The sequence below is a fragment of the Gardnerella sp. c10Ua_244 genome (assembly GCF_055818055.1).
The window spans coordinates 22,646-35,117 of sequence record NZ_JARFVS010000002.1 but is presented as its reverse complement, the minus strand read 5'-3'; the positions used below and the strand labels follow the sequence as shown (position 1 = coordinate 35,117).

Below are 12,472 nucleotides of genomic sequence, written 5' to 3'. Positions count from 1 at the left end.
TGGGGAGCCTGAAAAACGATGGTGTCTGGCGCGAACTGCAAGAATCCTTATCGGGGTGGTGTGTGTGGATTGTGGTGGGTGTGTGCTTGTCTTGGCGCTGGCACGCACAAAGCTCATGTGGGGCGGCCGGGGTGCAGCATCTTTGCTGCACCCGTGTCATACAGACAACCCTTTAAGGGTTGGCATTAGCCCCACATGATATATAGGTCAGGAATATATGAGTAATGGTCGATCTCACGTGCGGTAATGTCGACCATTTCCATTTTGGTGGTGGTTGGTTTTCTATCAAAGGACAAGCCAACCACCCGATTTTTGATTCCTTAGAGGGTGTTTACGCGTATGTAGGTTCTTTATATACTATGCCTTCTTTGTTCTTGTGATCTTTGGATGTTTCCTCTTCGTTTTCCTCTAGTGGACGTAGTGAGAGACTAAACCCGAGATTGTCAAGAACACGCATAAGAGTATCTAAACGTGGGTTGCCTTTGCCGGAAAGGATTTGATACAAGCTTTCGCGTGGAATTCCGGAACGCTGCGCAAGCTTTGTCATTCCCTCAGATTTTGCTACTTCGCCTAGTGCTTGAGTAAAGAAGTGCGCATCGTTAGCTTCTAATGCCGCATTAAGGAAATAAATGATAGATTCTGGGTCGGTTAGATAGTTTTGAATATCGAATTCTCGTGTCTTTACCATTGTCCTGCTTCTTTCATGTCTTTAAGGAGAGCGTCTGCTTTCTTGATATCCTTGTCTTGTGTGGATTTGTCTCCACCAAAGACAAGGAGAACTATCTTGTCTTGTTTTTGGGCGAAATACACGCGATACCCTGCATCGATATGGAATCGTGCTTCTTTGAGTTCGCCATGTATGGTTTTAACGTCTCCGAAAACCATGCTCTCATTTTTCCACTGGAAGAGTCGAGAGCCGATAGCTAGTTGAGCTCGTCTATTTTTAAGCTTTTCTAGCCATTTTGTAAATTCTTCTGTTTCTATTATTCTCACACATCAATTGTAAGATATTTCTTACAGTTTGTCAATCTGAAGCAATAAGAGCGCGGGTCTCTCTACCTTTCTTCTAGGTAGAGAGACCCGCACTCTTTAACTTAAACTACAGCCTTTAGAATGGCATATCACCTGGGTCGTAACCAGTCATCCAATCGTCCTCTGATGAGGCTGGTTGTTCTGGAGCAGCTACAGGTGTGGTGTCGCGGTTTTGCCGCATAGCGAGCAGTGCGATATTGGTTGTAAGGTTTTCAGCATTAAAACTGACTTGGGCGTGGGCTTTGCCGTCTTTGCCTATCCATGCGGATGGGCGTGGATCGAACCGGCCTATCGCAATGACGGGCATGCCTTTACCCAGTTGCCCATTGTTCCATAGGGTTTCGAGGATTTCCGCAGACCTACCGAATATTTTTACCTGGATGAAGTCTGCTGGTCCGTCGACCCACTGCCCATTTTCCTGGCGTCTGTTTTGTGATGCGATGGTCAATTGGAGCATAGCGCGTTTACGGTCTGCTGGCGGGAAGTAGGTGTGATTGTCGGTGAGGTTTCCTTCGATAGTTTGAGCGATGGTCGTTTTCATCATTGTTCTCCTTTTTAGTTGAGGTTGTTGAGGCTTATTTCTGTGACTGGGTTTAAGACTTCGGGTAGGTTTTTGAGCTCATCGAGTCCGAATTGGCTTGTGATACGGTCCAGATCGTATGTGTCGGTCGCGTTGATGATCCACAGGACGCCTTGCGTGTTTCCGAGTTTGGATGCGCGGAATGCTTCAAGACGGTTCAGGATTGCCGCGATGTTTTTCGCTTTTTCTGGGGTGAGGATACTGGTTTTGATGAAGCTTAATTGTGGTGTCCACCCGTTACTGTCATTCATGTCTACGGTGTGGGTGATACGGATGACGAGGCGGACTTTACGTTCTTGTTCACTCATTGCAAGTCTTCTTTCGTCTTATTGTGGTTACTGGTGTATGGTTCTATTCCGTGTGTGGCTGCTATTTCTTTGAGGGATACCCGTTTTTCTGGTATCCAGGCTTGGTAGAAGTAGTAGTGGGCAAAGAATGCCATCATACCGATGACACTGATTGAGCTAAAGATAATAAAGGTTTGCGTGTTTGTAGGGAGAAAACTGTTATAAAGCGCTGCTGCCAGTACGAGGGTTATGGTTACTGCGAGAACGCTTAAGAGTACTGTCCATGCGCGAATAATTGTCTGGTGTTGGCAATTGCGTACTCGACTGCTGTCTTTCCATAATCTATTTGTTTCTGTGTATGCTGTAGCAAGGAGGATCCAGCATGAGATGATACTTGCGAGTATGATTGCCCACTGTGGCATGCCGTGGCCTATTTGTGAGCATAAGGCAGGGGCAGCGGGTGCTAAGACGAGCCATAGAAGGTCACGCTGCCCGTTGTCTAGTGTAAACTCCATGATAATTCTCCTTTTAAGATTCTCTTGTTTTGATGAAGCTTAATTGTGGTGTCCACCCGTTACTGTCATTCATATCGATGGTGTGGGTGATACGGATGACGAGACGGACTTTACGTTCTTGTTCACTCATTCTTGTTCTTTCTTTTCGTTGCTCGTTTTGATTTTTTGATACATGCCACCTGAAAAGTTGCCGATAAGAAATGCAAAGGCTGCGAGAGTAATCGTTCGTATAGTCTGGTTGTCTGATAGTGTTTCTACGAGTACGCAGACGGTCACACTGGTAAAAATTAGTGCGAGTGTGAGTTTTTGCCATCGTGTTTTTGGCGTATGTGTCTTGTTCGCGCTCTCTTGCATGAGATGTGCCATGTAGGTTACAAGACCGCTGTATGCAATAAGTGCATTTATTAGGATGAATGCTGCGAGTATACGAATGAGCATAAAAGACCTTTCTTTGTTGTAGTTTTGGTTATTCTTGGAATAAGGCGGGCTCTAGTTGGGAGACATAGTCTTTATCGAGTGTCCAGTTGTGGATGAAGCGTAGGTCGCACGAGTTTTCGTATGTGTTTTCAAGCTCGCTTATGGGGTGGATGGTGTATCCGGTTTTTTGCGCGTCTTGCTCATCTTGTGTGTTTTCGCAGATGTAGATTTTGTGGCATCCGTCGTATGCGAAGCTTGTGCCGGTGACTGGCTTGCTGTTAATTTTCATTCTTGTTTTCCTTTCTACTTGTATATGATTTTTCTTATGGTTTGGTTTTATATAAAAACCCTGGTGTGATTATTTTTCGTTCGTGTTGTTGAACACTGGAAGGGACAAAAACGGAATGCGCTGGAGCCAACCCCTTGCGGGCCCTAGCTTCGCGCGTGTCCGTAACGCGAGTGGAGGACGCGGGGAAGTTGGCGGAAGTGACCCGTTTTTTAGAGTGGGAAGTGTCAAGAACACGTCATAAAAAGCAAAAAATGAGAGTACACCGCAGGTGTTCCATGCGATGATAATGGGTCTGCCGCCATGATAGTGGTGGCAGATTCTTTGTTCTGCTGGTGGCGGCTGGTTCACACATCTTTGTGTGAACTTATGGAAGCATAGTAGCCACCCTTCTCGCGTGGTAATAGCGCGGCTTGCTCCTGGGGGTAATGCCCTAAAATTTATGGAATTTTGTTCAGGGCATGCCCTAGGGGTAAGACGCGCCCCGCGCGGGAGGGTGGCTGCGATAAGCCACCAGGGGCTGGCAGAAAAAGTTGCGCTTCTTTTTCTGCCAGCAAACCCTCTGCTTACTTCTGGCACCAGTGGGGTGTGATGTGGTGAAGGAGCGCTGTAGTAGTGATGCGTGCAAGCCCGTACTTCTCGTCTATCGTGAGTGCTTTCTGGGCTGTGATACGAGCGTTTGTCGTGTCATTTTTCAGCCAATACAAGTATGACAGTGTGCCATAGACTGTGACAGTTTCCCTCTGACTTAATCCTTTAAGTTCCAGCATGGTGGTCAGCAGTGCTATTGCACGATGGATGCGCCGTGTGTCGAGGGTGAAATTGTCATCTCTAAAAACCAGGTCGAGGCTTGAACGCACATAGTGGACAGTTTTCTCAGCGAATGGGTGCTCAACGTTATCGAGGAAGTCTTGCATGGTGCAGCCATGGAAACTATCAATAAGGAACATGTCACGCACGATGAGGAGACTGCTTAATGCTTGGATACCGTAGCGTAGTGTGTTCTCGTCCAATCCTTTCGTGGTAAAGCCTGCTAGGTAGTTGTGGAATGCTACGAGAGCTTCTACCTCTCCTATTAGGAGTGTGACCGTGTGGTCGCTGTTGATGGTAACCATTTTTTTTATCCTTTCCTTGTGTGTTGGTAGTTCCAGGGCAGGCACACCCGTAAACCCACAAGAACACTCCCAGTCCTTGTGCGACGCTCCAGGCTCGACTCCGGTCAGCCCGTGGAACATGTTGTGGAATGGGCTGGCAGGGGTGAGCTTGTTGGGTGGCGTGACAAGGCTGGCGTGTGGTCTTTGGACTGGGTGTGCTAGACTCTGGGCTACCAACACGAGAAAGTGGGGGCGGCGACCGGTGGCAGCATTCTTGCTGCGCCACAACAGTACAGTCTCCACGAGTGAAACTCGTGGAGACAATAGCCGCCCAGACTTTTTAGTGGATCCGGGTATGGTGCTGATATTTCTTTTAATTCTCATGATGTTAGTCAAAAGAATTTACAGACGGGACATCAGTTATAAATATCCTAGATATAGATGTTGGTGCTATTTGCTCACGGCACAAATGAACACTCTATGACAGATAAAGTATGGTTCACTCGGTTAACTTAGATGTCTGAATTGAAAGCGTTCTAATTTAAAAATAAGCTGCGCTGTGAAACTTCTGTAGTGAACTTTCACAGCGCAGCTTGTAGTTGTGCTCGTATTTACAATATTTATTGCATCTTATTCTGCTTTAATTGAACGCAATCGCTTATCGAATATGCAGATAAGCACCAGTATAAAGTGGATAAGAGCAGCTATGACAATTATTCCTGACTCTGCATGTAGAGATGGAATGGTCATGTGGGAATAAGCGTAATCCCATAGCGGATAGCTTACTGCTCCTATAGCGGCAACAACTGAGATGAATACAGACATTACCTGTCCAACGAGATTATCATCTACTGCATGAATAAATACTGTTTGGAATGGTGGATTTACTACTCCTTGGAAGAAAGCAAAAAGGAAACCAAACACGGCTGCTGCTATAGCGTTAGGCGCTAATGCCAGTCCTATTATAGAAAGAGTCACTAGTATATGTGAAAGAGTGAGTAGCATAGAGAAGGACATTTTGCTGGACACTTTTGGCGCGATGAGATAGCTGAGGGCATACCCAAGTGACATTGCGCTTAAATACCAGCCATATCCTTCTGCACTATGTAGAACCATTGAGAATAAGAGGACTCCAGCAAAGCTTATGCCAGTAGATGCGATAGCTTCGAGTATTGCAAATGGAGCTAAAGTCCTGTACATTTGGTTTTTTACAAATGTTGCCATTCCCCTAGCCCAAGTTGCCAAAAAGCCTTGAGAATATTCTGGATTTTCATCTGCGACGTCTGAAGTATAAATTCCGGTTCTAACTGCATGCTTGTAAATAAAATAAATAAAAATTATTATTCCTGCTAATGCGATAGTTTCTGTAAATAGAATTGGAATGTATAAATATTTACTACTCGCAAAACCTGCAACTGCTGGTCCTACTAATGTACCCATGAGGCTTGTAAAGCGAAGAAGTGAAAGAACATTAATAAGATCATCATTTTTTGTTACACGATTAACAAAGGAAGTAATAGCAGGAAAATAGAAAGTATCACATGCTGTCGTAACCATTACAAGTATACAAACACACCAAAATAGGAGCAACTTGTTAGCAGATGGGGTTGAGAAGGATACCGATACAATTGCGATAATACATAATCCCGCAATCATTCTTGCTAAGCATGCAGCAACTGTTGTCCTGAAAATTCCTACATGCTCAGCTAGTGCTCCTGAGAAAAGGCCTGCTACTAATTCACTTATTGCAGTGAGGGTGAGGTAAAGCGATAAATAATGGCTTGACTGCTGAAAACCGATAAAAAGTGAGTTCAATAGCCATAATTGAATAGTAGTTGAGGCTAGTGTAGTTGCATAGTTAGAAAGAAAATCACTAGCTGCTAAACGCAGATATCCGCGGTAAGGTTTAAATAGATTCGTCAAGGTTTGCTCGTTTCGCGAAATTACATTGCCAAATTATTGCTTGAGAGATGCTATCGGCACTAGTAGTGAAGTATGTTGTAAAGTCGTCGTTATCCCAAATCTGTTGCTGTAGGTTCTTGTCATCACGCACTGTGCTAAAGAGTTGAATAATCTGCTCGACGCAAGATAATGTTTTCTTTATATAGAAGTATTGTTGTGCGAAATCGACTTCTACTTGCTCTCCAGGGATAGTCGTATGTATTTCTTGGAATGTCCGTAGCAAATCAATTGTTTTAATAAGCGATATTTTACATGTCTCGAAATATTCTTGTATTGAATGGATGGTGGATGTTTTCGCTGTGTTTGTACTGACGATAGTGGCTTCAAGTGCAGCATTTGCTTTGAAAAAATATTCTGTTGCTTCAAATAGAGAAGCGCAATATGCTGCACTTGATTTCACATACTCATCAAACATTTCTTCGTACGAAGTCATGTTCATTATTAACCTTTGGTGTGAATATGTGCGGATAAATTATGCCTAAATCATATGAGGATATGGTCGAGGTCGTGGGTTGATTCCGCCGCGCTTGCTATTCTTGTTCATCTTTGCCTTCTTTCATAAGAACAATGCTGTATCTTATTTGCATCTTCATCTATGAAGATACAAATAATCCTAATACAGGATTCGCATTCTTTCCAAGTGTGTCTCTTATTGTGGAATAATTTTATATAAAAATTAGTAGTACATTATTAGACCTTAACTATTTACCAGTCTCAGCTCGTAGTACGTGTTTTCTGATATCCCTACTGTTTGGCAGAGTCCGGCTATTCGTATGTCAGGATTCTTTCTGTGGAATTGGTGGATAAGGTGTAACGCTTGGCTTCAATCAAAACCCTCAACTCTGCTCGCCATCTGGTCGAGGAATATGCTGACTTGCTTGTGTACTTGTTCTGGCATGCCGGACTGTGTGTAGTCGGTGTTTTCCCGCCTGTTGATGCAGCGTTCAATCCTTTTGCGCCCGATGAGGGTGGACGGCATTCCAGCCTGTGCAAAAATAACAGACGGTCTGACACCGTTATCGTATTGCTGGACAGCGTCTTTGTGGAATTGGCTTGTGTAGTAGATTCGTGTGGCTGTCGCGTGTTTGATAGCTGGAAGACTGTTGAGATAAGCACGTTGACTAGGGGTAAAGGCTGTGTCTTTTCTACTCATGAGTATGAACCGTTACGTGTGAAAGATTAATAAGAAATCAATAGAGGAAGAAGAAAATATAGAGTGAGGGGCCACACCATTGCACGGAGATAGTCCCGTGTGCATGTGCGACCCCTCGCCAGTTAATACTAAGCGTGTTTACGGGTTAATGCTTACGAGCATTTTCCTTGTTACGCTTAGTGATCATGATGCTTGCTCCTGCGCCCAGGGCTGCAAGAGCAGCGATAGCGATAGACACGACCGCGCTACCAGTCTGAGCCAATGGTGCAGCAGTAACACCGTTCCAATCATCAGAATCTTCGACTGGAGTGTCATAGCACACACCCGTATTACCACCATTACCATTATCTCCACCGTTTGGGTCGAATGGGTGATCGTTATGGGATGCGCATGGCACGATAGGTGTACCAGTCGTGTGACCACGGTCGTTATGATTCATCGTGTTCATACCAGTCAACGTGCCCTTGACTTCTACGTATTCGCCAGGCTTTAATACCAGGTTAGACCAGTTTGCTGGATACTCCAGATTAGTTACCGTACCGGAGCCTGCGATAGTCTTATCATCTAACGTGATCTTGGTCAGGTTGACTTTACCGGTGTTGATGATACGGAACACAATCTTGGTGCCGTTCTTGGTAGACTTCAAGGCTTCGCTTGGTGTGTTACGGTCTCCCGCTTCAAGACCAGATGCTGCGTCGTACTTGATGAGTTTAATAGCAGGGGTCTGGTCTGGGGTCTTGGTCCACACCATATTGGATTCGCGTTCAACATCATTCATGGTTTCCACGAACGTGTTTTCTACGCGATCGCTTACGCCCAAACGGGTCATTTGCACGTACGCTGTCCAGGACAAGTCACTATCCATAGCAGATACAATATCAAGGAACTGTTGTGTTGCCTCTACAGTAAACGCACCATTAGCCTCGGTGAAAGTGAAATATCCGGCATCAACACCGCTACCGTCGATACGGCTACCCTTGGAGATCACAGTGCCGTCAGCGAGCTTAATGTCGTTGTTGACATAGACTGCCCACTGGCCGGTTAGCTTGTCAAACTTTTCATCATAATCATCCACGATGCGCCAATTCTTGATCTGCTTGTAGGCACGGTTACCAGCGATCTTGGAGCTATCGAGACGATACAAGAACTGATGATCCTTATAAATACTCTTACCATTCGCACTTTCGCCATTAACCTTAACAGTCACATCCTTCTTCGGGTTAATAACCTTTAACGGGTTAGTTACCGTGTTCGTTACATCCTTGCGATCGTTTGTAATCTGGGTGGCAGTGTTCTTCACTACATACCCGTCCTTGACCTGCTTGACTGTCATAGGAAGCACGATGGTGTAATCCTGACCAAGGAGAGACTGGTCGATTGCAGGATCCTTTGTCACATCCAATACCTTGCCAGCGTAGGCCTTTAAATCTGTTGGTTGTGGATCCCCTGGAAGAATATCTCCGAGATACTCCGTGTCTACGGTCTTAGCGAACACGTAGACGACACCATCCTTAACCTGGATATTGAACTTGTTGGTGACGTCCTTACCGGCTGCGTCTAGGATTTCGATATTCTTGTCATTGAGCTGCAAGTACTCATCATCATAGTCATCGATCATGCCGAGACGGTGAACCTTATACGCAGTGTCCTTCAACGTGGCTGCGCTTAAAGTGAGACGGTAGTAAATATCGTCTCCTACGTATGCGGTCTTGCCATCAATATTGATACCAGTCTTGGTTTCATCCTTCTTTTCAGGCTTTGGCTCTACCGGCTTATTCGATACCACGTTAGACGAGGTCAAACTATTGTTGAGTTTCAAACCCCACTGATTATCCACACTATGGTCTGTTGGAGCGTTCTTGGATACCGTGCCTTCGAAACGAACCTGGAAACGATGCTTAGATCCCGCGGTCATATTCGCTGTCCCGTAATCCTTGTTGAGTTCGATAGTAAACTCATGCTTCTCGGTATCTGCAGTAAGCGTGTAGTTCTTCTTACTGATGGTGCGACCGGTTTCAAGGTCACGCAGCTCGATAGTCTGCTTGTCAAGCTCAAGATACTGGTCATACGTGTCAGTGAATGCAACAGACTCGATAGCATAACTCAGGTTGTTTGGAATGGTTGGTTCGCTAGTGAGTTCGTATTCCAGCTTCTGTCCTGGCATGACACTCTTACCATTAATATCGTCCTGGTCACCACCCTGAGAGGCCTCAGATATGACTGCCTTTGCTACTGGTGGAACGTAACCACACACGTATGGTTCGTTCGTAGTCTTTGTCTTGCCCGCGGCAGACTCTGAGCCTTTATTCTTCAAACCATGAGAATTGAGGGCTGCGCCTGTGGTTGGATCAGCACAAAACTCGACTTCATCCGTAGACTTTTTGCCTGCGTCAGCGCGTACCTGGGCTGCACGCATACTACTGCAACAAACGGTAGATATGAATTGACTGCGTCAGCGCGTACCTGGGCTGCACCCTTACCATTCGCATAATTCGCTTTACCGCCGATAACAAGCGTGTACTGCATAGGGGTAGCAAGACTACGTGCAGCAGCAAGAGCTTGACTGGTCATGGTAGCAGTAATGGTCGTGCCAGTCTGTTGGATAGTGAACTGGCTCGTCACATCAGTACCCTTAGTGATGATGTCATCGACTGAGGAGACGGTAGTTGATGCCTCGGGGATTGGAGCAGCATACACATGCACATCATTCATGTCTGGATCCCACAAATAGTCAGCAGCCGTATAATCATCAGACAGGGTGAATGTGTCGAGGCTATCTCCCAGGTTCTCACCCAAGCTACCGTTAACCACAGAGCCGAGCTTGTCGCCATCAAGGATAGTAGAAGCATCCGCACCGGTCGTGTTTGTATGCTTTGCGTCAATAACGGTTGCCCATTTACCGTTCACGTATTTGACCCAGGACTTATCAGGTGTGAAGTCCCACAGTTTCGGCTGATCTTTTGCAAGAACGATAACAATCAAATCAGTATTTGGCGTACTCATACCCTGAGCAGCGAATGAAGCGAGTGTATTAGCTGAATCAATATCATCAAACACTGTGTATTCGCTACCGCCGTGATTATATTTTCTGGTACCGTTCTGTGTTTCATTGTTCCATGCTGATAACCATTGAGCGCCAGTTGCTTGCGCGCTAGAAGTATTGTTATATTCTGGTTTTGTGACTCCTGGTCCTGCTGTTGTTGCGGTGAAGCCTACACCCCAGATACGGCAATCCGCACTACCCGTACCACCGCGAGCAGCGTATTCCGTCTCGCAATCACCACGAGCCTTCGATAATGCAGCGTTAATTTGCGCTCTAGCTGCTGCTTCTCGGGTAGCAGAGCTACCGATGGCTACACCTTCTGATTGGATAGCGCGCACCACTGCTTCATTATCTGATGCGGAACCTAGGTTATCATCGGTAACCCAGAATGTATTCGATTTATATGTGCCAGATCCGCCAGTGTTTCCACCTGTCCATCCGGCACCGCCAGCGGCAAATGCGGATCCTGTCAACATTGTTGATGCGACAACGATACCAGCAAGAGCGCGATGTGAACCTTGTCGGATCTTGTCTCTCATACTTTTATGCTTAGCGAAAAGCGACATAAAAGTCTCCCTTTTTCAAATTACTTATTATGAAATGCGAAACCAAAAAGTTTCACATTCAGTAATGAGAAAATGAAAAAATTTTATTTTATATCAATAAAAATTTGGTATTGATAAAAATGGTTGGTTTTAGAAGTCGTCTAAAACCAACCACTATGTAAAAGGAAAATGAGTAAAGATGGAAACTATTTGCTATTAGTTACATCACCGTCACCATCTGGTGTTCCATCGGTATTCCATCCAGTGCCACAGCGATAGATATATCGACATTGATTAGGCGTTCTATGTGATTCATTATATGCTTTCCCGTCAGCAAGGTACTTATCCCAGTCGACCGCACCCGAATTCTTATTCTGTGCTGGCGCACTATAAGAAGACCCACCACGAGTACTTGAACGAGGAGCTCCCGAGCTAGTACGAGCCGAAGACTGGGAACGAGCCTGCGGAGCTGCTTGCGCTGCTGCCGCTGCGGCAGCGTCTGCCTGCTGCTTCGCCTGTATACTCGCGTTCACACCATCAATAGCACTTTGAACTGGCTCTAACGCTTTATTCAACGACTCCACGGTCGCTTTCTTATCATTCAACGCGGCAGTAACAGCATTAATCTGGTTCTGCAAATTATCACGAGTACTGTTGTCTGCAACCTGCCCGTTAGACGAGTTCAAGAGATTATTCATCTCATCAAGCTTCGCCTTCGCCATATTCTTAGCATTTTCAAGATCCTTCACATCCTTCGACTTTGTGACCTGAACGACTGAGTTTTTCAGAGCCTTAGTGGTCTTATTAAGCTGTGCTGTAGTCTTATCAAGACTAGACGTGGTCGCGTTGAAAGCCTGAGTGTAGGAGATAGCACAATTCAAAGACTGCGCCTTGCGCATTTTCTTAGCCTTACCATATTCAGCAGCGAATGTGGTGTAGGTCTTAGCGTTTGCAACCTGCTCCACACTAGTCAGAGTCTTAGCAGTTTCATCAGCACGCTTGCGTGCCTTTTCGTACTCTGCCCACGCTTTGGCGTACGCACTGTTTGCCTGCACGCACGCTTGAGTCTTGGAATCTCTTAAAGACTTCACACCCAGCATGCCAGCAACCAGTAAAGCCACAACTACAACAACCGTTGTAATAATGATGATAAGCTTACGCTTCTTCTTGCTCTCTGGCTTCTGGTCACCGTGACCAGAAATAGCATCTAGTCTCGTAATCTCGGTTTCTTGTTTAATAATCTGATTTTTATCCATATTAGCCATAATTATCCTTCGTCTTTCTATCTATGTTTTACTATACATTTTTATTTGATTCGTAAGTATTCAGGTGAAAGATGTATACATACTTAGTGTCGTTCTAATTTTTCTTTCCTAATCTCGATGACTTTTGCTTTATACATAGTAGTGAGAATGCGATTGACAACTTTTTGATATAAAGTCAATATGCTTGTGTGCTTCCCTCATGTTGTCTTGTTTTAGAGGCGGACAGCTTCTGTAATCACATGACCCCCAAAAGCGCGTTATTTGTTCGTCAATGCGCCTAATTCACATCCAAC

Annotated in this window: 14 protein-coding genes; 2 read left to right on the top strand and 12 right to left on the bottom strand. The window is 45.3% G+C overall.

Going from position 1 to position 12,472, the window contains the following annotated elements; genetic code table 11:
• Positions 1-331: 331 nt before the first annotated feature.
• The 7 genes from P0108_RS03315 to P0108_RS03285 all read right to left on the bottom strand — a co-directional run bounded on the left by P0108_RS03315 (position 332) and on the right by P0108_RS03285 (position 4,232).
• The gene (locus P0108_RS03315; protein ID WP_064621519.1) at positions 332-688 is read right to left on the bottom strand and encodes an addiction module antidote protein; all 357 of its coding nucleotides are present in this window, start codon (positions 686-688) and stop codon (positions 332-334) included.
• Complete coding sequence (locus P0108_RS03310; RefSeq protein ID WP_009994575.1) at positions 682-993, bottom strand: type II toxin-antitoxin system RelE/ParE family toxin; 312 nt, start codon at positions 991-993, stop codon at positions 682-684. The genes P0108_RS03315 and P0108_RS03310 overlap by 7 nt, the downstream gene beginning before the upstream one ends.
• Before the next feature lie 115 nt (positions 994-1,108).
• Positions 1,109-1,576, bottom strand: coding sequence for a single-stranded DNA-binding protein (locus P0108_RS03305; protein ID WP_013399328.1), 468 nt, complete (start codon positions 1,574-1,576; stop codon positions 1,109-1,111).
• An 11-nt stretch (positions 1,577-1,587) separates the two neighbouring features.
• A complete protein-coding gene (locus P0108_RS03300; RefSeq protein ID WP_009994572.1) occupies positions 1,588-1,920 on the bottom strand; it encodes a hypothetical protein in 333 nt (110 codons plus the stop codon).
• 620 nt (positions 1,921-2,540) lie between these two features.
• Positions 2,541-2,852 (bottom strand): hypothetical protein, encoded by a 312-nt coding sequence (locus P0108_RS03295; RefSeq protein WP_009993405.1) that lies wholly within the window; start codon positions 2,850-2,852, stop codon positions 2,541-2,543.
• A 28-nt stretch (positions 2,853-2,880) separates the two neighbouring features.
• The gene (locus P0108_RS03290; protein WP_013399326.1) at positions 2,881-3,120 is read right to left on the bottom strand and encodes a hypothetical protein; all 240 of its coding nucleotides are present in this window, start codon (positions 3,118-3,120) and stop codon (positions 2,881-2,883) included.
• Positions 3,121-3,683: 563 nt separating this feature from the next.
• Entirely contained in the window at positions 3,684-4,232 is a 549-nt protein-coding gene (locus P0108_RS03285) for a hypothetical protein (protein WP_230454556.1), read from the bottom strand.
• Positions 4,233-4,310: 78 nt separating this feature from the next.
• Here P0108_RS03285 and P0108_RS03280 point away from each other — a divergent pair, with 78 nt between their 5' ends.
• On the top strand, positions 4,311-4,433 hold the full coding sequence (locus P0108_RS03280) for a hypothetical protein (protein ID WP_255358933.1): 123 nt from the start codon (positions 4,311-4,313) through the stop codon (positions 4,431-4,433).
• Positions 4,434-4,841: 408 nt separating this feature from the next.
• Here P0108_RS03280 and P0108_RS03275 read toward each other — a convergent pair whose 3' ends face one another.
• Both P0108_RS03275 and P0108_RS03270 read right to left on the bottom strand, forming a co-directional pair.
• Positions 4,842-6,134: an MFS transporter gene (locus P0108_RS03275; RefSeq protein ID WP_410311220.1), complete on the bottom strand. Its 1,293-nt coding sequence runs from the start codon at positions 6,132-6,134 to the stop codon at positions 4,842-4,844.
• On the bottom strand, positions 6,118-6,606 hold the full coding sequence (locus P0108_RS03270) for a hypothetical protein (RefSeq protein WP_226988337.1): 489 nt from the start codon (positions 6,604-6,606) through the stop codon (positions 6,118-6,120). Before P0108_RS03270 ends, P0108_RS03275 begins: the two co-directional genes overlap by 17 nt.
• A gap of 384 nt (positions 6,607-6,990) precedes the next feature.
• On the opposite strand from P0108_RS03270, the gene P0108_RS03265 reads away from it, so the two are divergent.
• Complete coding sequence (locus tag P0108_RS03265) at positions 6,991-7,356, top strand: hypothetical protein (RefSeq protein ID WP_162861110.1); 366 nt, start codon at positions 6,991-6,993, stop codon at positions 7,354-7,356.
• 115 nt (positions 7,357-7,471) lie between these two features.
• Here P0108_RS03265 and P0108_RS03260 read toward each other — a convergent pair whose 3' ends face one another.
• The 3 genes from P0108_RS03260 to P0108_RS03250 form a co-directional block, all read right to left on the bottom strand.
• Positions 7,472-9,742, bottom strand: a complete 2,271-nt coding sequence (locus tag P0108_RS03260) for an LPXTG cell wall anchor domain-containing protein (RefSeq protein ID WP_473730748.1) — start codon at positions 9,740-9,742, stop codon at positions 7,472-7,474.
• A complete protein-coding gene (locus P0108_RS03255) occupies positions 9,637-10,935 on the bottom strand; it encodes a hypothetical protein (RefSeq protein WP_410311222.1) in 1,299 nt (432 codons plus the stop codon). Before P0108_RS03255 ends, P0108_RS03260 begins: the two co-directional genes overlap by 106 nt.
• 185 nt (positions 10,936-11,120) lie before the next feature.
• On the bottom strand, positions 11,121-12,179 hold the full coding sequence (locus tag P0108_RS03250; protein WP_410311223.1) for a hypothetical protein: 1,059 nt from the start codon (positions 12,177-12,179) through the stop codon (positions 11,121-11,123).
• Between the last annotated feature and the right edge of the window lie 293 nt (positions 12,180-12,472).

Bases quoted from the DNA above. Each gene is read 5' to 3' on its own strand.
- P0108_RS03305 (WP_013399328.1), bottom strand. From the start codon at position 1,576: ATGATGAAAACGACCATCGCTCAAACTATCGAAGGAAACCTCACCGAC.
- P0108_RS03260 (WP_473730748.1), bottom strand. From the start codon at position 9,742: ATGCGTGCAGCCCAGGTACGCGCTGACGCAGGCAAAAAGTCTACGGAT.
- P0108_RS03270 (WP_226988337.1), bottom strand. From the start codon at position 6,606: ATGACTTCGTACGAAGAAATGTTTGATGAGTATGTGAAATCAAGTGCA.
- P0108_RS03300 (WP_009994572.1), bottom strand. From the start codon at position 1,920: ATGAGTGAACAAGAACGTAAAGTCCGCCTCGTCATCCGTATCACCCAC.
- P0108_RS03315 (WP_064621519.1), bottom strand. From the start codon at position 688: ATGGTAAAGACACGAGAATTCGATATTCAAAACTATCTAACCGACCCA.
- P0108_RS03285 (WP_230454556.1), bottom strand. From the start codon at position 4,232: ATGGTTACCATCAACAGCGACCACACGGTCACACTCCTAATAGGAGAG.
- P0108_RS03290 (WP_013399326.1), bottom strand. From the start codon at position 3,120: ATGAAAATTAACAGCAAGCCAGTCACCGGCACAAGCTTCGCATACGAC.
- P0108_RS03255 (WP_410311222.1), bottom strand. From the start codon at position 10,935: ATGTCGCTTTTCGCTAAGCATAAAAGTATGAGAGACAAGATCCGACAA.
- P0108_RS03295 (WP_009993405.1), bottom strand. From the start codon at position 2,852: ATGCTCATTCGTATACTCGCAGCATTCATCCTAATAAATGCACTTATT.
- P0108_RS03250 (WP_410311223.1), bottom strand. From the start codon at position 12,179: ATGGCTAATATGGATAAAAATCAGATTATTAAACAAGAAACCGAGATT.